At 39.6% G+C, this 24,443-nt stretch carries 26 protein-coding genes and 1 pseudogene; 19 read left to right on the forward strand and 8 right to left on the reverse strand.

Going from position 1 to position 24,443, the window contains the following annotated elements; all coding sequences use genetic code 11:
• Nucleotides 1-91 precede the first annotated feature (91 nt).
• Genes NSQ50_RS08690 through NSQ50_RS08705 form a run of 4 tightly spaced genes read left to right on the forward strand, consistent with a single transcriptional unit; the run spans nt 92 to nt 6,129 of the window.
• On the forward strand, nt 92-1,639 hold the full coding sequence (locus NSQ50_RS08690) for a type I restriction-modification system subunit M (RefSeq protein ID WP_076224087.1): 1,548 nt from the start codon (nt 92-94) through the stop codon (nt 1,637-1,639).
• Complete coding sequence (locus tag NSQ50_RS08695) at nt 1,636-2,868, forward strand: restriction endonuclease subunit S (RefSeq protein ID WP_179087758.1); 1,233 nt, start codon at nt 1,636-1,638, stop codon at nt 2,866-2,868. The genes NSQ50_RS08690 and NSQ50_RS08695 overlap by 4 nt, the downstream gene beginning before the upstream one ends.
• Nucleotide 2,869: 1 nt before the next feature.
• Nucleotides 2,870-3,013, forward strand: coding sequence for a hypothetical protein (locus NSQ50_RS08700; protein ID WP_179087757.1), 144 nt, complete (start codon nt 2,870-2,872; stop codon nt 3,011-3,013).
• Nucleotides 3,014-3,030: 17 nt separating this feature from the next.
• Complete coding sequence (locus tag NSQ50_RS08705) at nt 3,031-6,129, forward strand: type I restriction endonuclease subunit R (RefSeq protein ID WP_076224085.1); 3,099 nt, start codon at nt 3,031-3,033, stop codon at nt 6,127-6,129.
• Between the two features lie 41 nt (nt 6,130-6,170).
• On the opposite strand, the gene NSQ50_RS08710 is transcribed toward NSQ50_RS08705, so the two are convergent.
• Nucleotides 6,171-6,962: a hypothetical protein gene (locus NSQ50_RS08710; protein ID WP_076224083.1), complete on the reverse strand. Its 792-nt coding sequence runs from the start codon at nt 6,960-6,962 to the stop codon at nt 6,171-6,173.
• A gap of 235 nt (nt 6,963-7,197) precedes the next feature.
• Here NSQ50_RS08710 and NSQ50_RS08715 point away from each other — a divergent pair, with 235 nt between their 5' ends.
• From NSQ50_RS08715 to NSQ50_RS08750, 8 genes and pseudogenes are all read left to right on the forward strand, one after another.
• Nucleotides 7,198-7,533 (forward strand): hypothetical protein, encoded by a 336-nt coding sequence (locus tag NSQ50_RS08715; protein ID WP_076224082.1) that lies wholly within the window; start codon nt 7,198-7,200, stop codon nt 7,531-7,533.
• Nucleotides 7,534-8,283 (forward strand): hypothetical protein, encoded by a 750-nt coding sequence (locus tag NSQ50_RS08720; RefSeq protein ID WP_076224079.1) that lies wholly within the window; start codon nt 7,534-7,536, stop codon nt 8,281-8,283.
• Between the two features lie 3 nt (nt 8,284-8,286).
• Nucleotides 8,287-9,000 carry an FtsK/SpoIIIE domain-containing protein gene (locus NSQ50_RS08725; RefSeq protein ID WP_076224076.1) on the forward strand — a complete coding sequence of 238 codons (714 nt, stop codon included), beginning with the start codon at nt 8,287-8,289 and terminating at the stop codon, nt 8,998-9,000.
• Nucleotides 9,001-9,285: 285 nt separating this feature from the next.
• Nucleotides 9,286-10,257, forward strand: a complete 972-nt coding sequence (locus NSQ50_RS08730; protein ID WP_076224074.1) for a replication protein — start codon at nt 9,286-9,288, stop codon at nt 10,255-10,257.
• A 14-nt stretch (nt 10,258-10,271) separates the two neighbouring features.
• On the forward strand, nt 10,272-10,457 hold the full coding sequence (locus NSQ50_RS08735) for a hypothetical protein (RefSeq protein WP_076224121.1): 186 nt from the start codon (nt 10,272-10,274) through the stop codon (nt 10,455-10,457).
• Nucleotides 10,444-10,776 (forward strand): hypothetical protein, encoded by a 333-nt coding sequence (locus NSQ50_RS08740; RefSeq protein ID WP_076224072.1) that lies wholly within the window; start codon nt 10,444-10,446, stop codon nt 10,774-10,776. Before NSQ50_RS08735 ends, NSQ50_RS08740 begins: the two co-directional genes overlap by 14 nt.
• Before the next feature lie 271 nt (nt 10,777-11,047).
• On the forward strand, nt 11,048-11,242 hold the full coding sequence (locus NSQ50_RS08745) for a hypothetical protein (protein ID WP_340949353.1): 195 nt from the start codon (nt 11,048-11,050) through the stop codon (nt 11,240-11,242).
• A gap of 28 nt (nt 11,243-11,270) precedes the next feature.
• A pseudogene (locus NSQ50_RS08750) lies at nt 11,271-11,621 on the forward strand (manganese catalase family protein); the annotation flags it as partial.
• A gap of 135 nt (nt 11,622-11,756) precedes the next feature.
• On the opposite strand, the gene NSQ50_RS08755 reads toward NSQ50_RS08750, so the two are convergent.
• The 3 genes from NSQ50_RS08755 to NSQ50_RS08765 form a co-directional block, all read right to left on the reverse strand.
• A complete protein-coding gene (locus NSQ50_RS08755) occupies nt 11,757-12,611 on the reverse strand; it encodes an IS3 family transposase (protein ID WP_081383579.1) in 855 nt (284 codons plus the stop codon).
• A 20-nt stretch (nt 12,612-12,631) separates the two neighbouring features.
• A complete protein-coding gene (locus tag NSQ50_RS08760) occupies nt 12,632-13,321 on the reverse strand; it encodes a helix-turn-helix domain-containing protein (protein WP_076287162.1) in 690 nt (229 codons plus the stop codon).
• Nucleotides 13,322-13,681: 360 nt separating this feature from the next.
• A complete protein-coding gene (locus tag NSQ50_RS08765; RefSeq protein WP_076104570.1) occupies nt 13,682-14,017 on the reverse strand; it encodes a potassium channel family protein in 336 nt (111 codons plus the stop codon).
• 218 nt (nt 14,018-14,235) lie between these two features.
• Here NSQ50_RS08765 and NSQ50_RS08770 point away from each other — a divergent pair, with 218 nt between their 5' ends.
• Both NSQ50_RS08770 and NSQ50_RS08775 read left to right on the forward strand, forming a co-directional pair.
• A complete protein-coding gene (locus NSQ50_RS08770; protein ID WP_076225270.1) occupies nt 14,236-14,574 on the forward strand; it encodes a hypothetical protein in 339 nt (112 codons plus the stop codon).
• A 32-nt stretch (nt 14,575-14,606) separates the two neighbouring features.
• Complete coding sequence (locus tag NSQ50_RS08775) at nt 14,607-15,014, forward strand: HAD family hydrolase (protein WP_081387024.1); 408 nt, start codon at nt 14,607-14,609, stop codon at nt 15,012-15,014.
• Between the two features lie 311 nt (nt 15,015-15,325).
• Here NSQ50_RS08775 and NSQ50_RS08780 read toward each other — a convergent pair whose 3' ends face one another.
• From NSQ50_RS08780 to NSQ50_RS08795, 4 genes are all read right to left on the reverse strand, one after another.
• Nucleotides 15,326-16,525 (reverse strand): MFS transporter, encoded by a 1,200-nt coding sequence (locus tag NSQ50_RS08780; protein ID WP_076104606.1) that lies wholly within the window; start codon nt 16,523-16,525, stop codon nt 15,326-15,328.
• 66 nt (nt 16,526-16,591) lie between these two features.
• The gene (locus tag NSQ50_RS08785) at nt 16,592-17,209 is read right to left on the reverse strand and encodes a sugar O-acetyltransferase (RefSeq protein ID WP_076225272.1); all 618 of its coding nucleotides are present in this window, start codon (nt 17,207-17,209) and stop codon (nt 16,592-16,594) included.
• A 38-nt stretch (nt 17,210-17,247) separates the two neighbouring features.
• Entirely contained in the window at nt 17,248-18,156 is a 909-nt protein-coding gene (locus tag NSQ50_RS08790) for an ROK family protein (protein WP_051491321.1), read from the reverse strand.
• A 664-nt stretch (nt 18,157-18,820) separates the two neighbouring features.
• Nucleotides 18,821-19,351 (reverse strand): hypothetical protein, encoded by a 531-nt coding sequence (locus tag NSQ50_RS08795; RefSeq protein ID WP_076100009.1) that lies wholly within the window; start codon nt 19,349-19,351, stop codon nt 18,821-18,823.
• 318 nt (nt 19,352-19,669) lie between these two features.
• On the opposite strand from NSQ50_RS08795, the gene NSQ50_RS08800 reads away from it, so the two are divergent.
• The 5 genes from NSQ50_RS08800 (at nt 19,670) to NSQ50_RS08820 (ending at nt 24,431) form a co-directional block, all read left to right on the forward strand.
• Nucleotides 19,670-20,200, forward strand: a complete 531-nt coding sequence (locus NSQ50_RS08800) for an RNA polymerase sigma factor (protein WP_076225273.1) — start codon at nt 19,670-19,672, stop codon at nt 20,198-20,200.
• A complete protein-coding gene (locus tag NSQ50_RS08805) occupies nt 20,197-21,021 on the forward strand; it encodes a hypothetical protein (protein WP_076225274.1) in 825 nt (274 codons plus the stop codon). The genes NSQ50_RS08800 and NSQ50_RS08805 overlap by 4 nt, the downstream gene beginning before the upstream one ends.
• Nucleotides 21,011-21,874 (forward strand): ABC transporter ATP-binding protein, encoded by an 864-nt coding sequence (locus NSQ50_RS08810; RefSeq protein ID WP_076214345.1) that lies wholly within the window; start codon nt 21,011-21,013, stop codon nt 21,872-21,874. Before NSQ50_RS08805 ends, NSQ50_RS08810 begins: the two co-directional genes overlap by 11 nt.
• 5 nt (nt 21,875-21,879) lie before the next feature.
• Nucleotides 21,880-23,016: an ABC transporter permease subunit gene (locus NSQ50_RS08815; protein WP_076225275.1), complete on the forward strand. Its 1,137-nt coding sequence runs from the start codon at nt 21,880-21,882 to the stop codon at nt 23,014-23,016.
• 200 nt (nt 23,017-23,216) lie between these two features.
• A complete protein-coding gene (locus tag NSQ50_RS08820; RefSeq protein WP_143760590.1) occupies nt 23,217-24,431 on the forward strand; it encodes an S-layer homology domain-containing protein in 1,215 nt (404 codons plus the stop codon).
• The last annotated feature ends 12 nt before the right edge of the window (nt 24,432-24,443 follow it).

Consider the following 24,443-nt stretch of genomic DNA (forward strand, 5'->3'; position numbering starts at 1 on the left):
GTGGAATAAGTTTGGAATATTAGGTAAGGGGCTATAAAGCCTTTTAGAAGTGCTTCTATAATGTATAAGAAGAAAAATTGGAGGTATACAAATGTCAAGTGCAACACAACGTGCCGAATTACAATCTCAAATCTGGAGAATAGCCAATGATGTCCGTGGCTCTGTAGATGGATGGGATTTTAAACAATATGTTTTAGGAACGCTGTTTTATCGTTTCATTAGCGAAAACTTTTCTAGCTATATTGAAGCGGGAGACGAAAGTGTCAAGTATGCAGAACTTTCTGATGAAATTATAACGAAAGAAATCAAAGAGGATGCCATTAAAACAAAAGGGTATTTCATATATCCAAGTCAGCTGTTTGTTAATATTGCGAAAACCGCTAACACAAATGAAAGCTTGAATACAGATTTAGCTGCTATATTTGCTTCCATTGAAAGTTCAGCAAATGGTTATCCATCTGAACTGGATATTAAAGGATTATTCGCTGATTTCGACACCACAAGCAATAGACTGGGGAATACTGTAAAAGACAAAAACAGTCGTTTAGCTGCTGTCATTAAAGGTGTTGCAGGGCTTAATTTTGGTAAATTTGAAGATAATCAAATTGACCTTTTTGGTGATGCCTATGAGTTTTTAATCTCTAATTATGCTGCCAATGCAGGAAAATCTGGAGGAGAATTCTTCACACCTCAGCATGTATCAAAACTTATAGCTCAATTAGCAATACACAAGCAAACAGCAATCAATAAAATATATGACCCTGCAGCCGGTTCGGGTTCACTTTTATTACAAGCAAAAAAACAGTTTGATGCTCATATTATTGAAGATGGGTTTTATGGACAGGAGATTAACCATACAACTTATAACCTTGCTCGTATGAATATGTTCTTACATAACATAAACTACGATAAGTTTAATATTGCTTTAGGAAATACACTATTAGACCCTCAATATGGTGATGAAAAACCTTTTGATGCCATTGTGTCGAATCCACCTTATTCCGTAAATTGGATTGGTAGTGATGACCCAACGCTTATTAATGATGAAAGATTTGCCCCTGCAGGCGTATTAGCGCCAAAGTCCAAAGCTGATTTTGCCTTTGTACTTCATTCACTTAGTTACCTTTCAAGCAAAGGTCGTGCAGCTATCGTTTGCTTTCCTGGTATCTTTTACCGTGGTGGTGCAGAGCAGAAAATTAGAAAATATCTGATTGATAATAACTTTGTTGAAACGGTTATTTCATTAGCACCTAACCTTTTTTACGGGACAACAATAGCGGTTAATATCTTGGTTCTTTCTAAGCATAAAACCGATAATAAAACTCAATTTATTGATGCAAGTGGCGTAGATTTCTATAAAAAATCAACCAATAATAACATACTTATAGATGATCATATTGAACAAATTATGAAAATGTTTGACAGCAAAGCAGATGTTGATCATGTTGCAAAATCTGTTGATTATGATGCAATCGTTCAAAAAGATTACAACCTATCTGTGAGCACCTATGTGGAAGCAAAAGACACAAAAGAAGTCATTGATTTAAATGAGCTGAATGCGGAAATAAAATCGACCGTAGGAAAGATAGATAGGCTTCGTTCTGAAATTGATAAGATTATTGAGGTGATCGAATCATGATGAAGCTGAATTATATGGATAAATTGCTTGATGGGGTTGAGGTTGAGTGGAAGACGCTGGAAAATATAGCTATCAAGATTTCATCTGGTGGAACTCCTCGCACGGGTGTTTCAGAATACTATGATGGCGAGATCCCTTGGCTCCGCACTCAAGAAGTAGATTTTGGTGAAATTTGGGATACTGGTGTAAAAATTACAGAATTAGGTTTAAAAAATTCCAGCGCAAAAATGATTCCTGCAAACTGTGTGATTGTTGCAATGTATGGGGCAACAGTTGGAAAAGTAGGTATTAATAAGATACCTTTATCTACAAATCAGGCTTGTGCCAATATTCAACTTGATGATAAGGTCGCAGATTATCGTTATGTTTTTCATTACCTGACAAGCAAATATGATCATATAAAATCACTTGGTTCTGGCTCACAAACGAACATTAATGCACAAATCGTAAAAAAATACCCCGTACCCATCCCACCCATTAAAGTACAAGAGGAAATTGTCCGTATTTTAGACACCTTCTCAGAGAATACAGCAGAGCTTACAGCAGAGCTTACAGCAGAGCTTACAGCTCGTAAAAAGCAATATGAGTGCTATCGTGATAAGTTGTTGACTTTTGAAGAGGGTGAAGTTGAGTGGAAACCGTTGGGGGAAATTGGTGAAGTTCGCATGTGCAAGAGAATCTTAAAAGAACAAACTTTAGATACAGGTGACATACCATTTTATAAGATAGGTACATTCGGCAAAGAACCGAATGCTTATATTTCTCGCGAAATCTTCGAAGAATATAGATCCAAATATAACTATCCCAAAATCGGAGAGGTATTACTTTCTGCAAGTGGGACAATCGGAAGAGCCGTCATTTTTGATGGTCAAGATGCTTATTTTCAGGATAGTAATATCGTTTGGATTGAAAATGATGAAACTCAAGTATCAAATAAATATCTATTTTACTTTTACAAAATTGCAAAGTGGGATGTTGCTGAAGGTGGTACAATTCAACGACTTTACAATGACAATTTGAAGAAAACAAAAATCCCAGTTCCGTTTCCAGATGACCCAGACAAATCGCTAGCGGAACAAGCTCGCATCGTATCTATTCTAGAAAAATTCGACGCCTTGTCATCCTCAATCACTGAGGGATTATCTCGTGAAATAGAGTTGCGTCAAATACAATACGAGTATTACCGTAGTATGCTTCTTACCTTTCCAAAAGAGGAGGTAGAGGCGTAATATGGGTGTTTCATTAACTGATGTTGCACAGCAGTTAAAAGATAATAATAAAAAAGTTCTCACAAATGAGGACAAAAATGTTTTAAGACATCTTATTAGTGAAATTAGTGGAATATATAGGTTTAAAAAAGAGAATATTTATTAATTAAAGCGGGGGATTAAATGAGCGACTACAAACCCATTGCAGAATCAAACAACTTTATAGTTTTAGATAAATATACCAAGATAGATCAACAAGGAGCAGGCTATCAAACAGAAGCCGATTTAGAACGAGAACTTATTCAAGATTTAGTAAATCAAGGATATGAACATCTACCAAGCTTAACTACTCCTGAAAAAATGCTTGCTAATGTTCGTGTTCAACTGCAAAATCTTAATAATGTGCAATTTTCAGAAGCTGAATGGATTAGATTTTGTGAGCAGTTTTTAGAAAAACCCAGTGATAACCATATTGATAAAACACGTAAAATTCATAACGATTATATTTATGACTTTGTTTTTGATGATGGGCATATTCAAAACATCTACCTAGTAGACAAAAAGAATATTGCCAACAATAAAGTGCAGGTAATTTCACAATTTGAACAAAAAGGAACGCAAGCCAATAGATATGATGTTACCATTTTAGTCAATGGCTTACCTCTAGTACAAGTAGAGCTTAAAAAACGTGGGATTGCCATTCGTGAAGCCTTTAATCAGGTTCATCGATATAGCAAAGAGAGCTTAAATTCAGAAAACTCTCTGTTTAAATATTTACAGATTTCCGTGATTTCTAATGGAACAGATAGCCGTTATTTTGCTAATACGACTAAACGTGATAAAAACAGTTTTGATTTTACTATGAATTGGGCTAGATCAGATAATACCCTGATTAAAGATTTAAAAGATTTCACAGCTACATTTTTTCAAAAAAATACTTTATTGAATATACTACTGAAATATTTAGTTTTTGATGTGAGCGATAACCTGCTGATTATGCGTCCTTATCAAATTGCTGCCACAGAAAGAATTTTATGGAAAATTAAAAGTTCATACCTAGCCAAAAATTGGAGAATCACTGAAAGTGGTGGATATATTTGGCATACAACGGGTTCGGGGAAAACGCTTACGAGTTTTAAAGCAGCTCGTTTGGCTACTGAACTGGATTTTATAGACAAAGTATTTTTTGTTGTAGATAGGAAAGACCTAGATTTTCAGACGATGAAAGAGTATCAGCGTTTTTCTCCTGATAGTGTTAATGGTTCAGAAAGTACCGCAGGATTAAAGCGTAACATTGAAAAAGATGATAATAAAATTATTGTGACGACGATTCAAAAACTGAATAACCTAATTAAAAGCGAAACAGAGTTACCTATATATAATAAGCAAGTGGTATTTATTTTTGATGAAGCCCACCGTTCACAATTTGGTGAAGCTCAAAAAAATATCAATAAAAAGTTTAAGAAGTTCTATCAATTTGGATTTACAGGTACGCCTATTTTCCCAGAAAATGCGTTAGGTTCTGAAACGACTGCTTCTGTCTTTGGTCGAGAGTTACACTCTTATGTAATTACGGATGCCATTAGAGATGAAAAAGTTTTAAAGTTCAAAGTAGATTATAACGATGTACGTCCCAAGTTCAAAACCATTGAAAAAGAACAGGACGAGAAAAAGCTATCAGCAGCAGAAAATAAAGAAGCATTATTACATCCTGAACGGATTAAAGAAATTTCTCAATATATTCTTAATAATTTTAAAATAAAAACCCATCGTTTAAATGCGAATGGAAAAGGATTTAATGCCATGTTTGCTGTGAGCAGTGTTGACGCAGCCAAACTCTACTATGAATCATTAAATAACTTACAAAAGGGAAGCAGTAAACCCCTTAAGATTGCGACAATCTTCTCCTTTGCTGCTAATGAAGAGCAAAATGCTATAGGTGAAATTCTTGATGAAACTTTTGAACCTTCAGCAATGGATAGTAGTGCAAAAGAGTTTTTAAGTTTAGCCATTAAAGACTATAATGCTATATTTAAAACCAATTATGGCGTAGAAAGTAAGGGATTTCAAAATTATTATCGTGACCTTGCTAAACGAGTAAAAGACAAAGAGATTGATTTGTTGATTGTTGTTGGAATGTTTTTAACTGGTTTTGATGCACCTACATTAAATACTTTATTTGTTGATAAAAATCTTAGGTATCATGGTTTAATGCAAGCTTTTTCGAGAACAAATCGTATTTATGATTCCACCAAAACTTTTGGGAATATTGTTACTTTTAGAGATTTAGAACAAGCAACCATAGACGCCATTACTCTTTTTGGGGATAAAAACACTAAAAATGTGGTGCTGGAAAAGAGCTACAAAGAGTATATGGAAGGATTCACTGATGTGGCAACAGGTGAAGCCCGTCGTGGTTATGTAGACGTAGTAAAAGAATTAAAGGAACGTTTTCCTAATGTTGATGAGATTGTTACTGAAAAGGCTAAGAAAGAATTTGTTAAACTTTTTGGTGAATATTTGCGTATTGAAAATATCCTACAGAACTATGATGAATTTTCAGGTTTAAAAGCTTTACAAACAGTAGATATGACTGACCCTAAAGTTTTAGAAGATTTTAAGTCTACTCACTATGTAACGGATGAAGATGTAGCTGTTATGCAAGAGATTCAAGTGTTAGAAGAAAGAGCTATTCAAGATTATCGTTCTTCATATAATGATATTCGTGATTGGCTTCGTCGAGAAAAAACTGGAAAAGAAAAAGGAAATGCCTCTATTGATTGGGATGATGTTGTCTTTGAAGTAGATCTTTTAAAATCCCAAGAGATCAATTTAGATTACATTCTTGAGCTTATTTTTGAGCATAACAAAAAAGTAAAAGATAAAGCATCCTTGGTTGAGGAAGTTCGTCGCTTAATTCGTTCTAGTGTAGGAAACCGTGCTAAAGAAAGCTTAGTAGTCGATTTTATCAACAAAGCTGATTTAGATAGTATTCAAGATAAGGCAAGTATTATTGATGCCTTCTTCACATTTGCTCAAACTGAGCAAAAACGTGAAGCAGAAGAATTGATTAATACTGAAAACCTTAATGAAGAGGCTGCAAAAAGATATATTTTAAATTCATTAAAAAGAGAATATGCCAGTGAAAATGGAACGGAACTTAATGAAGTTCTTCCTAAAATGAGTCCTCTTAATCCTCAGTATTTAACAAAAAAGCAGAGCGTTTTTCAGAAAATCTCTGCCTTTGTAGATAAGTTTAAGGGAGTAGGGGGAAAGATTTAAAATAGCGGCTACTGAATACAGCATCCAGTAGCCGCTATTTTTTATGTTTCACATGCCCACACAATCAGACTTTCCCGCTTCTCTATTACTCGTTTCATCTTCTCACCGTTTACATCATCAGCTCTAACCAATGTGTATGCCACCAATAAATCCCAATCCATATCGTCCATTTCATTGACGAACCTTAAATGACTATAAACAAGCTCGCCCTTTTTAGGGTCAACATCTTCATAAAGCGATCTGCGAAATTCTTCAATCAATTTTTCTCGATATTTTTCTTGTGATCGAGGCTTTCTTATCTTCAAATTGTTTTCCCGATTGAGGAAAACGCCAATTATACCCAATGCTTTTTGTACACTTGCCACGCTGCAATCGAAGCTTTGCAAGTAGCTTAATAACTCTGCTCTTAAATCTATTTTACTATTGCTAGATATTAAATTCTTACAGCGTATTAAAAATATAGCCGCTTCTCGGTCAATCAATCCATATAAGCTGTCAAAATTCCTCCAGTACACCGAAAGCTTCTCAACATCTTCTGTTCTTATCCACTCTGCAACATCATCAAATACAATTTGGGCAAAGACTCTGTTGTTTTCCAATTCAAATAAACCGAATGGAGCAAAAGGATTAAATTTTTTGTTCTTTTCTTTAGCCAGTTTAATGGCAGCTTTCGAAAAGTCTCTTTGTTTTTTTGAACCAAGTTGGACTTCTTCATACAGTATCCCTTGTAGCCCACTTCGAGAGTAGTTTACTACCTCCGCATATTCCTCCTGTGAAATGTTGTATTCATCCAAAAAAGCTTTCAATTCGTTTGCCTTTAAAATTTTAGCCATAGCTATTCCCCCTACTCATTTTTTTAATATTACACTTTTAATAAAAATACTATTTTAAGTCATTTAAAAGTATTTAGCAGCACGGACTTTTCAGTGATAAAAATTGCTATTTATCAGGCAGCAACCCGCTCTGTATTAAAGTATCATAAAGTTACACGAAGCGCTAAGTTTCAGATAGTTTATCGTTGGACGCAATGGATAAACACACATTCAAAGAAAAAGGGGATAAAAAACAATGCTGAAAATCAACAATATAACCTTTACTCTTACGCAAGTGGCAAATGGTGACACCTTGCTATGCACGGATGTTTCACCCGTCAAAGAGTTCGTTGACGGAAAGTCTACGGACAAAATCATGGGCTTTCGATATTCATGCGTTTGCCCCGCAAACAAATATGAGCAAATTTCTATCAAGGTAGAAGAAGCAACGCCTACAATCGCAGCCGATGAACTTGCCGCCAAAGGAACGGTAAAGGTCAAACCGAAAAACTTCGAGGGGCGTTTTTACCGTGATCGTAACGGCGAATATCAGTTCACAGCTAAAGCTACAACCCTTGAGGTGGTAGGATAAATGAAAAAAATTTATGATGAGCTGCGCTACTATTGGCAGAGCAGGCAGCGAGGGCTTTTTGCCCTCTCCCTTCTGCTGATAATTGCTATAGTCGGCAGTCTAATAGCGATATCAGTCTGGCTATTGGAAAAGATAGGAACTTTTATAACGCTGAAATTCGACACAATTATGACGGTTGTCACAGTAGCGATTGTCGTAATTTACATGTGGAATTCCAAAAGAGAGGAGCGACAAGCGAAAATACTAGAAATGCGGGAACAGCAAGCGGCGCAAACCGCCGAAGTGGAACGAGTAGTGGCAGAAAACAGTTACGCTATCATAAGAAAATGCCTGTTCACCGTGCTTTCGGAACTTGCCAGTGTAATCGGACTTGTAAAGCCGACAACACTATCGGAGATGGATTCACCCTCTCGCATCATCCCTCGCAACGGCTTTATGCTTTGCCAGCTAGTAGCCATGAAAATGAGCAGCGAAGTGGATTTAAAGCTAATTAAAGAATCGCTGCAAATGCGCATAGGTCAAAAGCTTTTAGCGGGTGAATTCGAGGACTTGCGTGAGCGTAGCCATGTTTATAATGGTCGTGCATACTCCGTACTGTATATCGACGAAATAACCGACACGGGCGGCTATATACAAATCAATCTTACATTAGTGAATGACGCATATTGTCAGTACCTTGAAAACAAGGCGTATGCAAAGCAACAAAACATGATGCAATCACCTACCTTACCGAGAGATACTGACTTTTAGCGCATGGTTGAAAAGATATTATTAAACGAGACCTATCTACAACTAGGAATCAGCCAACCTATCGACTGGCAACCAGACAAAGCCCCGCATATCATCGTATGTGGAGCTACTGGAAGCGGAAAGACCTATTTCACCAAATTGTTGCTTGGGAAAATCGTCTTATATGAGCCAAACGCACAACTCTTTGTTTGCGACTTCAAAGGCGATAGGGATTTCGAGTTTCTAAGCGGCTATAGTCGCTTTTCCCGATTCATGGACTGTCGAGACAGTTTACAACTTTTCTATGACCGCCTATGCCTGCGTCAAAGCGGCGAGGATAAAAGTCGTAATATGATTGTGCTATTCTTTGACGAATGGGCAAGTTATTGCAACAGTCTTGATAAGAAAACGATTGAGGGTGAAAAGCAAAAACTATCGAATCTGCTTATGCTCGGGCGATCTTTTCGAGTACACGTTATTGTCAGTCAGCAGAGGGCAGATGCACAGTACTTCGGCACAGCAAGGGACAATTTCAATCTTACCATTGGTTTAGGGAATTTGAGCGAGGAAAGTAAAAACATGCTCTTTCATGAGTTTAAAGAGCAGATGAAGCCAGATCGCAGGCAAGGCACAGGCTATATGCTCTTAAATGGTGGGCAGATTGCCCCCATAATCGTTCCCGCCATTGCAAATATGGATAAGCTTCACCGTGCTATCAAACAAGGCGTAATGCGCTGATAAGCCCTGTGCAGGCTTTGCGTGTCGTGCGAAGCACAAAGGACACGCAAGGACTGCGCAGGGTACGCCACGCCGCAGCGTGGCGGTGTTTGTTGGCTAGCTAGTATTACCTAGCCAACATCTGTCGCAAACACCGTCGCATACGCATAAACACAAGCTTCACAGGCTTGCGACAAGAAAAGTCGCACAGTAGCAAAAACTAGACACAGTATAGCTGTAGAACGTTCTAATAATAACCCGAAAGAAGGTAAATGTATTCCCAAAGACACTCAATCACGCAAGTGGATGCTAGTAATCAACAACCCTCTCGAAAAAGGGATAACTCATGACACAATAAAAGAAGAACTGCAAAAAATAAAACCCATCGTTTACTATTGCATGAGCGATGAAATCGGAGGTAAGGAGCAGACGCACCACACTCATATCTATATCATCTGTTCCTCGGCTGTACGCTTTTCCACTGTAAAAAACAGATTCAATACCGCCCACTTAGAAATTGCAAAAGGTACATCAAGCCAAAACCGTGATTACGTTTTTAAGTCGGGCAAGTGGGAAAACGATAAAAAGGCAGGCACGAAAATACCCGATACACAAGAGGAATGGGGAGAACTACCCGCCGAGCGTCAAGGCGCAAGAAACGATTTAGCCGATTTATACGATATGATAAAAGATGGAATGTCAAATTATGAAATTATCAATGAAAGCCCAGAATATTTATTGCTTTTGGATAAGGTCGAAAGAACAAGACAAACCATTCGTGAAGAAGAATTCAAAACTACATTTCGAAAGTTGGAAGTCACTTATATATGGGGGGCTACCAACACAGGAAAGACACGCAGCATTATGGAGCATTATGGATATGAAAATGTATTCAGAGTGACTAACTATATGCATGGCGGCTTTGATAACTATCACGGGCAAAGTGTGATTGTTTTTGAAGAATTCCGTTCTAGCCTTAAAATTCAGGACATGCTGTGTTATCTGGATGGCTATCCAGTGGAGCTACCCTGCCGTTATGTCAATAAGGTTGCGTGCTTTACCAAAGTCTATATTCTTTCAAATATAAATTTGACAGAACAATACAAAAACTTTTTTCATGAAAACAGAGAAACATGGTACGCCTTTATAAGACGCATTCACAAAGTAAGAGTATACAGCGATGTAGGAATATTCAAGGAATACAACACAGAGGACTATCTAACATCCAGTCAGATTTTTACCAAGGGCGTGAGTGATGAGAACCCTTTCGAGAATTAGAAATGTCGCTGTATATGGCAAAGAAGGAAAAATCAAAAACAACCATTCCTGAGCATGAAATTGAAGCACTCGCCCGCTGCTTACTCCCTAATGTACTTGCGTTTTATGAAAGTTTAGAGGGAAAGCAGGCGTTTGAAAAATGGCAACAGGACAATTTAAAGCAATCTCGAAAGGAAGGCGAAAAGAATGTCACTCCATGATGATTTTATATTAGAGTGCAAACGCATGAATCTAACGACAAACAAGGAAAAGGCAAAGTTGCTTTATAAGCTGATTTCCAACAATCCGAGGTCACGGCTTGTTTATAGCCGTAGGGATGGACATTCATTTGACCAATACTGGACTTACTCAAAAATCACGCCGACCGCCGTGTTGATACAGGCTACAGAACATCGCAGCGGCAACATAGAAATTAGTATGCATGGACTGCGCTCCATACTTTCCGGTGCACCAAACTTTCTTAATTTCTTTGTTGAAGAAGATCAACGTATATTTCTTGAGTATCTGACGCTGTTTTAAGAACAAAGAGGAATAGCCCAACAAACGGCTATCCCTCTTTCTCAAATCTGGCTCAATGAAAGACAAAAACCGAACGATTCACCGATAAAGTGAATGTTTGGAAAATGTGCTTGTGGTGGACTAGGTAAGACTCGAACTATCATGGAGCAATATGGTTATCAGAAAGTGTACAGGGTAACGGATAGTGTACACGGGTGTTGAGGTTATTGAAGAATTTAAGACGAGTGAATATTTAGATCAATATAGATGAGGTGATGATATTAAGCCCTAGATGAATCGGACAACTCTTGACACTCATAGAAATAAGGCAGAGGTGATTCCAATGCCAAAGACAGAAACAATGATGGGGCAACCATTGACCTTCGAGAAGACGATTAACGGCAAGGGGACTGTGCAGGTATTCGGAGAACTTGATCTTGATAAATTCATACAACGATTATTATCCTCGAAAGCCCTAGTCAAATAGGGCTTTTTCTTTTTGTTGCAATTAATAAATTGTTTATAAGCTGACAAAGGATGCTTCGGTATGTGAATTAGAGGAAGCGGGATTAGGGCCACATTTTGTAGCGCATGATCATGCCCTGTTCTACACGGATGCTAGCGGTGTTCCATTCACTGCAGCCTATATTCAAGCTAAGGGAGACCCTTTGGCAGACCTTTATGAAGACATTGCGGCTGAGGAAAAAGCCCGGGCTACATACCAGTGGCTGATTGACATGACGGATGACGTGGACCTGCAGGATAGCCTCAAGTTCCTGCGGGAGCGGGAGATAGTGCATGCTCTACGGTTTAAGGAAGCGGTGCAGATTATTATTGATGATCGGAATCAGAAGCGGGTGTTCTAAGGATTTTTGTGAAAAAAAACATTAAAAGCCGTTCTCTTTTAAAATGAAGTGCTCCCTGTCAAGTGGACAGTGTAAAAAACAAAAATAGTTAGTTTAGATACCTCAGTTCGTATTGCCAGAACTGAGGTATCTTCGTTATGCAGCTCGTCGGTATTCGCTAGGTGACAAGCCATCCAAACACTCTGTGTAGCGGTAATTATTGTAGTAGTGAATATATTTGCTAACCTCTGTGAGGACATCATCATAGGTGTCATACTTTGTAAGATAATAGCTTTCTGACTTGTATGTACCCCAAAAACGCTCAATAGGTTGGTTGTCCAAACACCGACTCACACGAGACATGCTTTTCTTAAATCCGTATTTTACATGAAGTCGGTTGTACTCATGAGACGTGTACTGGAAGCCTCTGTCGCTTTGTAAAAGAGGGGATACGCCAGGATTCTTCGCGTAAGCCCTCTTCAACGTATCCATCACGAGTTTATTGTTGTTGGAATGGCTTAATACCCATGAGACAATGGAATTATCATATACATCAATAATAGCGCTCAAATAGGCTTTGCGCCCATTCCCGTACTTCAGTTCAGTCACATCTGTACACCATTTTGAATTAGGAGAATTGGCATCAAAGTTACGGTTCATTACATTTTCAACTACATGGATCTCCGTAGCTTTCACATAACTCGCTCGTTTTCTGCGAATGACTGCTTTAAGCCCAAGAGCACACATAATTCGGTAATAACGCTTTTTGTTGTACTGCTTTTTGAGCTTTCGGTTTAATTGCGTGCGCATTTGACGATAGCCAAGAATCCCTTTTCGCTTGTCATATCGTAGCTTTACTTCTTTCGCTAACGCACGAGTTTCAAGTTCTATGCAAGAGGGTTTCCATTTTAACCACTTGTAATAGGCAGATCGAGCAACCCCAGCTAACGCACACAACTTCGTAATTGCGTGACCTTTTTCTTTGTTCAGTTCTTGAATCGCTTGATACAAGTTTACTTGTCGAACGAGGGTTAGCGTGTATTTCGTCGCTTGATCTCCGCCAACTTTTTTGCGAAGTCATTCTCCATCTCTAGGTATCCATTTCGCGCTTCTAGCTCTTTAATCCGTAGTTTAAGGCGGTCATGCTCATCTAGTTCTTCTACAGGCTTTTTGCGACCGCGATTGTCCTGAAGAGCCTCCTCGCGGCCAACTTGATATTTCCGAACCCATGCGTAAACTTGCTGATAAGATACTCCGTACTTTTCAATCGCTTTCTGATAATCCAATCCATTAGCGATGGTATATTGTGCAATTTCAATGCGTTCTTCGAAAGTTGTTTTACGTCCTTGGTTCATATGAGATAGTCCTTTTCCTGTATGTGTAGGTTTCAATTCTATCTCATTAGTATACTTGGTAATCCATTTTGTCAAAACACTTCTGCTTGAAATATAATGCTTGTTTGTCACCTCTTCAACGGAGCAACGACCAGACAACACTTCGTTAACAGCAGCAAGCTTCAATTCCTTTGGGTATGATTTCCATGTTCTCGATTCCCTCAACCCGTCCAAACCATCTGCTTTATATTTCCTAATCCATTCTCTAACTGTGTGTGAACTAAGACCTAGCTGCTTTGCCTCATAGTTTGGATTTGACTTGTGCTCAAGGCACAGCCCTACGACATGTAATTTTACTTTTAAAGATGTTGGACTTCTATTAGACATTAGAAAAACTCCCATCATTGTAGCAGTAGAAGTTTTTGTTTTTTCTACTGTCTACTATGATGGGAGCTTATCAAAAGAGAACGGCTTTTTTACGTTAGAAAATATGGAGCGGCCAACAATCCAGCCATGCATAAAGCCATTTTTCAAGCCTTGTTTGGTCATTTCAATGGTAATGGTGAAAGCAGTAAAGCTCTTGCAGCCATTGGAGATGAGACACGTTAATCCATCAACATTGCTTTGATTGAAGGTGAAAGTGATTGCGAAAAAGAAACAGATATAATCGAATATTTGAAAAAAATAGCCATGTCAGCTTCGGCTAACAAGGCTATTAATAATGTCACGAGTTCTGGATTCCATTATTTAATTGTTATCTTTATCGGTTTGTTTGATCAGTTCATAAGCGATATACCCCATCATTCCCAAGAACAACCCTGTGCCTGCAATAATGTAAACGATCGTAAATATTTTTCCGAGTGCTGTCTGGGGAACAAATGTTGGATGACCTAATGTACTAAGCGTTGCAACACAGAAATAAATAGCATCCAGGACAGACAAACCTTCCTGTTTGACATAAAAAATGGTTCCGGACAACAGCGTCATCAAAACTAATAAGAATAATGCTTGGAAATTTTTACGTTTGAGCGCTTTCCATAAGCCCGAAAATAAACGTTTTAAAGTTAGTAAAAATGATAACATGCAGCTCCACCCTTCATTTATATTAGAGCATACATAACAAATTAACGTCAAATTTAAAATAGATTTGCAGGAAGAAACCGAGGAGGATGTGGGGAGCTTGAATTTCTAACACTCAGAGCAGAAACTGGTCGCAATCCATTCAAAGCAAGTCTAAGCTATGTTATTATTACCTTATATTTTCCTATAAATAACAATATATAGAGTTTGGAGGTTTATGAATGAGAAGTAAGCGTAGCTTGATAATGCTGTTATTGTTTGCTTTGACGATTATACTTTCAGCCTGTAATGATAAAAAAACTGCAATATTATCCATGGATGAAATACAGGATCTAGCTCATCAAGGCGAGGCGTTGTCGTGGAAGGATTTTGAAGGTTATCCCTTTGAAGATGTCGGTTCAGGCTTGTACATCCGTAAATATGTAATCAATGAAAACTACCATGTGCTGGTGGGTGGCGGAAGTGTTGATGCAGCTCCTCTGTATATAAATCTTGTCAAAAGAAACGGAGAAAAGATCGATATCCGTTATGATGACATCGATCATTTTATCCTCAATTAAATGAGGGGCATTTAGGTCTATGGTTGGCGGGAATGGTGCGGAGAAATGTAGATCCAGAACAACGCGCCAAAAATGTAACTCCATCGGAGCTGGATGAGATTGTGAAGGTAGTTATTTTGAGCAGTCTGAATGGGGAACAACTTATTCATAAGCTGCAAAATCTGCCGATTGTGATCTACCAGCATGGACAAGAAGATATTATGGATATAGGTCCCCAAGGTGTAAACAAATGGACAGGACTAAAAAATTTAGGCATAGAACCGCAGCAATTTATTGCTTTTGGTAACGATGCTAATGATATAGAAATGTTCAGACATTCCGCACACTCGGTTTGTGTTGGCGATCATATAACCTTGGGAGAAGTTGCAACGGAAAAGGTTAGTAGCGGTGAAGAGCAGATTGTTAGAACAATAATGGAGCTGGCGGGAGGGCTGAGATAATTGTTGGGATGGTGATCACCAGCTCAGAGGTCATTGTTGCGGACTGTATAGTCGCTATTTCAGGATTTAGCTTCATTAGGCGGAGTGTTCGGACTCAGGAGGCGTTATCAAGTCAGAAGACAGCGGTTTTTGCACAAAAACAACTCAATAACGACTCTGGGGTCCGAAAAACCTCGTTTCTGCCTATTTCGAAGCCAATAAGGTCATTTGAGTCCGATGGTGGGAGGTTGGTCGCTATTTGCAACAAAACAACCTGCCATGAAATCAGCAGGTTGTTGCAGGGATGAGCAGAAGTAAGTGCGATAACTATTCTATATAAGTTCTTGGCGGCGATTTAAATAACGATATAAAACACAACCGGATATCGCGCATATAGCTGCACATAAACCGATAAAACCATACCCAGCTTGAAGTCCACGTAGCAAGCCAGTTTGTGTTTCTGCTCCGTAAAGCCGCTTCACACCTTCGATCACTGCACCTATGGCATAGTTGCCAATCACGCTACCGACTCCCATTAGTGTAACTGTAAAGGTGATGGCAGTGTCACTGCCATGCGGATACCTTTTTGCGATAAACGCCATGACGGTCGGATAAATCATAGCGATACCTATGCCTGCTGCCGCGAATAGAAACGCGAGCTGTTCCCCACCCAAAATAGCAGCAAACGTACATAAGGCAGAAAAGGCTGAAAAGATGATAAGCGATAGATTGAAGCCAATCTTATCTGTAACTGGCCCCAGCAGGAGCCTTGCTAGCGAGAAGCAGAGAAAAAAGGTGGACAACATACCAGAAGCTGTAACTGTATCCCACAAGTATGCTTTTTCTAGGAAATTCACTAGCCATCCACCTACTGCAAGTTCTGACACTACACCGAAAGAAAGAATAAGCACCATCAGCCATAAAGCGGGATCGCGGACCAGCGTTTTTAATGGGATCCGGTCCTCTTGCGGAAGATCGTCACCCGGAAATGTACTGCGCAAGGCAGATAGAATAGGCAGTAAAGATAAGCTTAGCATAATCAAATACATTCCGCGCCAGTCGAGTGGATGGCCAAATATACTTACCGACATGAGTCCTGTTGCCAGCAGTGGAGCTAAGGTTGAACTAAATCCGTAGAAAAAATGGGATAAGTTCATCATCGTCCCGGTATTTTTTACGAAGATGCGTGCTCCCAAAATGGCAAGACCAATCTCCAGCATTCCGTTTCCGATGTACATCAGGAAATAAGAAGCTGAGAAAAAGGGGTAGCTGTGGGAGATATAGATTAACACTCCTGAAAATATCATGGATGCAAAAGCAATGATACTGACAGCCTTGATCCCCCACTTCCGAACCAATACAGCTGTAAAGGAGCAGGCGATCAAATAACCTAATGCATTTAGGGATAAAAGGGTGCCTAGCTGTTTCTCGTCCAGATTAAAGTCGAATTGGATTCGCGGAATGGCGGGTCCTTTAATATTTTCCGATATGCCAAACACTATAAATCCTAAAAAGATGGTCGCCAATTGCATGGCATAAATCTTGTTAAATCCCCCGAAGCGCTTTTTCAAATTAAGATCCTCCCAGAACGGGTTACTTTATTGCTCAATGTCTCTGTAATACTCTTCTTTAAGTTTTTCCCAGTGTTGCTTATCGTCTTCGGTGATTGCTCTTAATACCTTGCATGGGTTACCCACCGCAATTACATTGTCAGGGATATCCTTAGTTACGACTGAACCTGCACCGATGATTACATTGTTGCCGATTTTTACCCCAGGATTAATTACCGCGTTTCCACCAACCCACACATTGTTTCCAATGGTAATCGGTGTACCGAATTCAAGCATACTAATACGCACGTCCGCATCTATGGGGTGACCAGCAGTATATACGCCTACTCTAGGTCCAAAGAGAACATTGTTACCAATCGTTACTTTAGCTACATCAAGGATAATGCAGTCAAAATTAGCGTAGAAGTTATTGCCAACGGTAATATTACTGCCGTAATCACAACGGAAGGGAGGTTCAACATATAATGATTCTCCTGTAGACTCAAATAATTGCTTGAGTAGTTCTACTCTATATTCACCTTGTTCTTCCGTCGTATTGTTAAATAAACGAGTGAGCATTCTGGATCTTTTGTTATCCTTTGCTAATTCTTCACAGCCTGCCATATATAGCTTTCCTGCGATCATGTTTTCTTTGTTTGTTGCCATTCGTAGTTCCTCCTGAAGTGTATGTTAGTTTTATGTTTTTAACGGCGCTTCTCAACCAACTGCAATGAGTAGGTTAAGCTTTCAAGTGTGATCGCAATTAATCCGTTCATGTAATGATCATCAGGTTGATCCAGCACAATTAAGTGAGGCATATGCTCCTCTGGAATCACTTCCAGACAACGTTGATAAATCGGCCGCACATTCTCTTGTTTGACTTGTTCTCCTGTGAGAGCTATGGTCTCTGGATTAATAATTGCAATCAGGGACGATATAGTGTGAGCCGCCAAAGGGATGAAGGTATCCGTGTGGTCCAAGCTACTCAATTGCTGTTCACGCGAGATTCCAAACGGTAAAAAAGAGACTTCACCAGCAAATCTAGTATTACCTTTGTGGATATGCCCGTCGATCATCATCCCGGCGCCTGGAAAAGCTCCTTTGATAAAGGTCACCACGACAATGGTTTTATCCTCTTCATAATCCTGCTGTTTATAGAACCCGTAAACGGTTAGATTCATATCATTTTCAATCGTGACTTCAAGCTCGTATTTTTCTCTGAGCAGTGATTCTAAGGGAGCATTAATTAACTCTTTAATGTCACAGATATTAATGACACCTTGGTGAGCAAGGCCGGGAATTCCAATCCCGACTGCCTTGATGTTGTTATATTGTTGGATAAGCGTATCCAGCAGATGGTCGATGGCTGCAGCATCTATGTACTCTAATTCCATCCATCCATGATCCACACGATCACCAACTGAATTGGTCACCGCATAGGTTATGGATTTCTGGCCATCCTCAATTTTGGCATAGATACATGCAATATAGGAAAAATCAGCGTTATAGATAAATCGTCTGGCCGGTCGACCTCCATTTGATGCCTCCAGTTCAGTCTCAATGACTTCACCAGTCTCCAGAAGTTCATTCAGGATATTTCCGCAGGTAGCAATACTTAATCCGGTGGCACTTGCAATCGTGGATTTGGTTCCTTCTTTCATCGATTTCAAGGCCTGCTTGATAAGCTCCTGATTTATCTTTTTAACACGAATAGAATTGTTTGCGATTTGGTTTATTTTATTCACCTCTAGACTTTTGAAAATGGTTATTAAAAGTATTATCAATACTATAACTTGGCTCTATATAATTGTCTAGCAATCGACAGTTTTTTATTGTGGATTTTTTTGAAATGACATGAGGCTTTTAATCAACCAGCGGTGTCTAATTAAATGTAAGGTCAAGAGGAGGTTCTTACAATGTCTGGAGCTCATGACAAATCCACTGTTTATCCGGATGCACAGGGAGACAAGCAAAGCTTTGAAATCACTTATAATCAATATCGCGAAAGAATCCATAAATATCTTTTGTTGAAAGTAAACTCGGGTCAGAGCAAATTCATAATCTTGTTATTCCTACTTTTCAATAATTAAATTCCGAGGGCTGGGATCTTTAAACGATCCGAACTAGAGTTGCATGAACAATTTGTTGTATATTTAAAAAATAGATAGTTAGATTTCTATTCAAGGGAACCCAGTAGCCATCTGGATGACTACTGGGCCCTGAATATTTCGATGGAATGCCTAATATGATTATCGGGTTTAAATCAGAATGTTAGCTTTAATTGGCATCCGCTTGTATAACAAAAGCATATCTATATTCTTTTTCTCCCCAGCTTGCCGTTATGCTAAAGCCTCTATAGTCTTTTTTGTTCTCTTCGTAAAACGAACTCAATGAAGAAGCCATATGCTTTTCGATCGTAAAGGAATATTTACCGTCTTCTTTTGTAATTGGAACTTCTAGTGTTTCTCTGGATGAAAATTGATAAGCTCCACTCTTATTTAGTACGCTATCTTCGAGCGATACATTATCTGGCTCAGAATCTCCAAAGTCTAGAGTAATGATTTCTCCATTTTTTAAATATTGAATATTCTTTACTGCATCCTGCTCAAAGGCGAATTCAAATCCACTTGCTTCAGCGTTTGAGGATAAGTCACTCTTCGCGTTAGCTAATTTAGTGTTAGATAATGTTGTACTTTTAATTTCTTGATCTCCTGCGCTTATCTTAAGATCTCCTATATTACTCTCTGCACATCCACTTATACCTATTAAAGAAACTATTAAAAGAATAGACAGCATCATTTTTTTCATCGAACAATAATCCACCTTTTCCGAAGAGTTTCACAAAAAGACCACTTGTAATGAGTGTACACTATGGAAATTAATAGAATCAATGTTATATAATTCACTAAGATACAAGCTGAGAATGTTCACTCATAATTTGAACCGGGGACATAATCTAGGGAAAATTTATATTGGGCCAGCCAGAACCTTCTGGTTGGTCTTTTTAATGTGATGCGTCTACTTTGTAGGCGATTTCGTTATATTTAGTAGATTGGTAGATTGGAGGGGAATTAAATCGGAGAGGACAAATGGGTCACAGAAGCGCAGCAGGGCAATGAGGCAGCGGTGGAATTATTAATTCGGTATACCTATAGCGATATTTATCGATTCATCAGATGGAAAATACATAATGACGAATTAGCCTGGGATCTTGCACAGACGGTGTATGAAAAAGCATGGGCCAAGCTTGGCAGCTATCAAAATAAACAGGGGAGTTTTCGAGCTTGGTTGATGGCGATCGCGCAAAATGTCTGCATTGACTATTTTCGCAGCAAAAGAGCTCGGCAAGCAGAGTTGAATCAAAGCTTATCTGATGAAATTACAGTCGAAGGAGACTTTCTTGAAGGAATATTACTTCGTGAAGAGGTTAAGCAGGTATACGCCGCGATTTGCTCACTGCCAGAGGAACAGAAGGATGCGCTCTTATTAAGGTATAAATATGAATTTACGTTTACAGAAATAGCTGCCGTAACTCATGAACCTGAATCTACTGTGAAGTCAAGGGTAAGTCGATCTCTTATTAAATTACGTGATTTACTAAGGCATTCCAAGCAAGAGGACATATCCCAATCCCTAAAGAAAGGAGCAGGAAAATGAGGGTTAAACATAACCATCAAGATTACCTCAATCTGAATTTACAGGATGAGATAACAGCAGAGTCTGTAGAGGAGATCATGAATTATATCCAGTGCATTCCTGAACCGCCACTCCTTGACGGTTTTGCAGAAGAAGCCATGAGCAGGTGGAGAAGATCCAAGCGGGCATTACCTGCGCCAGTCCCACCCGTTCCTCTATTTGTACGGCTACAGATGAGGATTCTTTTTTCACAGGGATGGTGGAAGGAGGTTGTGCTTGGTCTGATCTTGTTTGTAGTAGGATATTTGGTGCTGAGTGTTACGGAGATAGTTAGCCCTATGTTCATTCTGTCCATCGTGGGTTGTATTCCTTTACTGGTGGTCGTCTCTCATACGGCTCGGAATACGCTCTGTGGAATGGGAGAACTCGCACGTAGTTTTAGAATCCCGTTGCATCGGTATGTGCAAGCTCGGTTCCTTATGGCAGGGCTGATCTCACTAATGATTAACTTTAGTGTTACTGCTATGGTAACCCCTTTAGGGGGAAAGGAGTTTATGCTGCGTATGACCTTGCTATGGTGCATCCCAATCCTAATGAATGCGGCGGTAGCGTCAGTATTATCTACGCTGATACGTAATTTTAGACAATTAACGACCGTACTCTTCAGTTTGCCTCTCTTTTGGATGATTTTATTTTCCGGAGAATTTGCAGTGAGCTGGACGACGTCGGTTGAGTTATTTTGGTTAATGGGACTGGGCGTTCTGTCGGCAGTGGTATTTATCCTAGCCATGAGGTTTCAATCCAGAGTATTGAGCAAGGGAGGGTTTCTGATTGGAGCTTAAACTATGTAATATCGTACATGATTTCGGCAAAAAGCGAATTTTGAATACTATTAACCTTTCTATGTCACCTGGTGTGTATGGTCTTCTAGGACCTAACGGAACAGGAAAAACGACATTGATGCGTATTGTCGCAGATGTTCTGTATCCGACTCGTGGAAATGTACTTTTAGATGGACAAAACAAGGATGACATGGGGGATCAGTACCGGGCTCAGATTGGTTATTTACCACAGGAACTGGGGATGTACAATCATTTTTCAGCTCGTGATTTCTTGTATTATGTTGCTGCCCTAAAGGGGTTGACCAAGAAGGAGGCGAGTGATCGTATAGAGGTTCTGGCTCAAACGGTTAATCTATCCGGTGAAATGGATAAAAAATGCGGAAAGTACTCCGGCGGGATGAAGCGTAGACTCGGTATCGCACAAGCATTGCTTAATAATCCGAGCATCCTCATATTGGATGAGCCCACAGTAGGACTTGATCCCTCGGAACGCGTAAGATTTCGAAATTTAATTTCTGAAATATCAAATGAGCGCATCGTTATTTTGTCTACTCATATCGTTTCTGATGTTGATCATATAGCTAAACAGGTGCTACTGATGGGGCGAGGAGAGTTACTTCGTCAAGGAACAATTAAGGAGTTGACCGATGAATTGCAAGGAGAGGTTTGGGAGGTTCATATCCCTGCACGGTTGCTGGCTCAAATCGAAGAGAAGGGAACTGTAGTGAATGTGCAGCAGTCAGATACTGGACTAGTGGTTCGGATAGTCAGCAAGGATTCGCCAGTTGAGAATGCGGTGATGGTGAATCCTTCATTAGAAGATGTATATATGCATTATTTTCGGAGGGGATGATACACATGAACCGTCTGGTGATGTTTGAATTACGCAAAATTATGATTCCCAGAGTCTGGATTTCTATAGCTGGAAGTACTGCATTAGCCATTTTTTGTTTTGTTAGTTTCTACCCATCCGGTACGGATAGTCTATTGGTTGTAAACAAGGAAAAGCCTGAAGCTATCGCCGCTCATCTAGGACCGATTCAAGCAGATTTAGTTTTGAAATACGCTCCTAGACTCAAAGAAGAATATGCCGAAGACAGCGCTTGGCCCAAAGAGGAGAAGATGAAACGAATTCTGGAGCAACACTATGCTGGTACAGCTTATATGGTAGATCAATTCAACAGAAATTTAACAGAGCTGAGAGAGCGGAAGGTTTTATTGGAGAAGCAAGAACCAGGATCATATACACTAAGAGATGTTACTAAAAAACTCTCCATGCTGGAGGAGGGAAAACCACGGGGGTTTTATGTAACGGAGGACTGGGACTTATTACATATATTTTTTTCAAGCTCGCCTGGCGTCGGCGATCTTCTGATCGGTCTTATTCTAGTATTTGCGCTGGCACCCTTGTTCTCTGGTGAGGAAAACTATAGAATGGATGCACTTATTCTATCTAGTAGATACGGAAGATTGAAGATTGTTGCGGCAAAACTATTAGCTGGATTTATAGTTACGTTTAGCTGGGTTACTCTTTTTTACGGAATTTGCACATTGCTGGCCTGTTTACCGTTCGGCTTCGTGGGCTGGAATGCCCCGCTGAATAGTTACTTTTATTTTGATGAGACTCCATATGCCTTAACCCAGCTGCAGGGATTTGCCCTGAAATATGCTGTAACCTTGCTGGCTGCATGTGGTCTATTGTTATTGACGGCGCTGATATCCGCTTTGTGTCGGAGTAGCTTAAGCAGTCTTGGACTGGCAGCATTCGTAGTTATTCTTCCCCTTTTCTCTTTGCCTGGAATGTTGGGCAAAATAATCTCTTTTTTACCGTCAGGTGTAATGGTTAGCAGATCCTTAATCGAAAAATATGTATCCTATAACATTTTTGGCATCCCTATATTACATCTACCCTTGTCAATCCTTTCGGTGATAATCATAGGTATACTTGCTATAATGCTTATCCCCAAAGCTTTCGAACGTCGATTAAAGGTCTAAGTAGTAGGTAGGTTAAGATCGTTCCCGCTATGAAGGGGAGCGATCTTTTTTGGCTTTTCTTGTGAAAAAGGAGAGCAGTATATTTACGAATCAGACTTTTTACCCGATAGTTAAGATAAAGGGTTAATCACGATAAACCTGACAAAGAGAGCAGGAACCCCTTACCGATAAGAACGAAAGGGATTATTAAATTGAAGATAATGAAGCTATTGGTACTAGGTCTTATCTCAGGGACAATTGTAACATGCGGCAACGTGAGTTATAGAGTTCATGCTGACACGACAACGTACGAGAATACAGGGACATATGAAGAAGTGGAAGAGGACGGTGAAGAGGATCCGGCATATTCACTGTTCACTGACATTCAAGGTCACTGGTCCGAGCCTTGGGTGCGCTGGGCGTTGGGCAACCAATTGATGGTTGGTTATGATGATGGGAGCTTTCGACCGGATCAGTCGATTACGGAAGCAGAATTTTTGAAATTATTTTATCTTTCTTTCGGCTATCCAAAGGCTACTAGCATAGGCGAAGAATGGACAGCAGCACCGTATAGAATGGCTAAGTGGTGGAATCATCCAGTTACTGGACTACAATATCCAGTGGCAAGATCGACTCCAATCACCAGAATGGCCGCCGCAAGGTTAGTTGTATCTGGTCTAGGGATGAATTACAACGACACGGATTCCGTCGTTTATTTGCTGGGTAACTCTCTACTTCCACTTCCCGGGGAGCCAACTTTAGTCGGTTTCAAAGGAAATCTCCCGCTTACAAGAGCAGAGGCTATACAATGGATGAGAATGCTCAAGCTTAAGGGAATATATACTGTAAATTCTCGTCCAGAAGAACGATCGGATCGGAGTCTATTACCGTCATTACCGGAACAGGGTACAGGCTTGAAGGACTTTATAGCGGCTCCGGTTACTGATCGCGATTTCGGAATCACGGATAGTGGACGTAATCTTTTTATTGATTTTGGGAGTTCAAGAATGTTAGTAGAGGAACATTACGGGGATTCAGCAGGTCAAGATGTGTTCAATAATGAAATGTATAAAGAAGTATCTGTACATTATGATACCGAAGGTCGGCTGAATGCTTGGAAAATAGACACAGATAATGAGCGCACTGATCCAATCCATATAGGTACATTGAACAATATTCGATCTGGGGTAAGTACTTTGGAAGATGTGCTAAAGGCATACGGTACATACGTTGCAGTGGATAACGAATACGGGATTATAGTGAGCTACTGGTTTGAGAACAAGGGTGGAGTGTATGAGCCCCGATTGTCACCTTTCGAAATGGATAATATGGAGGGTGGGTTCTATATAGGCTTCATTATTGACAAACAATCTCTGAAAGTTCAAACCATACTCATATCTACAGCTCAGCAGGCAATGAATCCTACGGATATATAGGAATTGTACTGG

The sequence above is a fragment of the Paenibacillus sp. FSL R10-2788 genome, from assembly GCF_038003885.1.
In the GTDB taxonomy this organism is placed as follows: domain Bacteria; phylum Bacillota; class Bacilli; order Paenibacillales; family Paenibacillaceae; genus Paenibacillus_AQ; species Paenibacillus_AQ odorifer.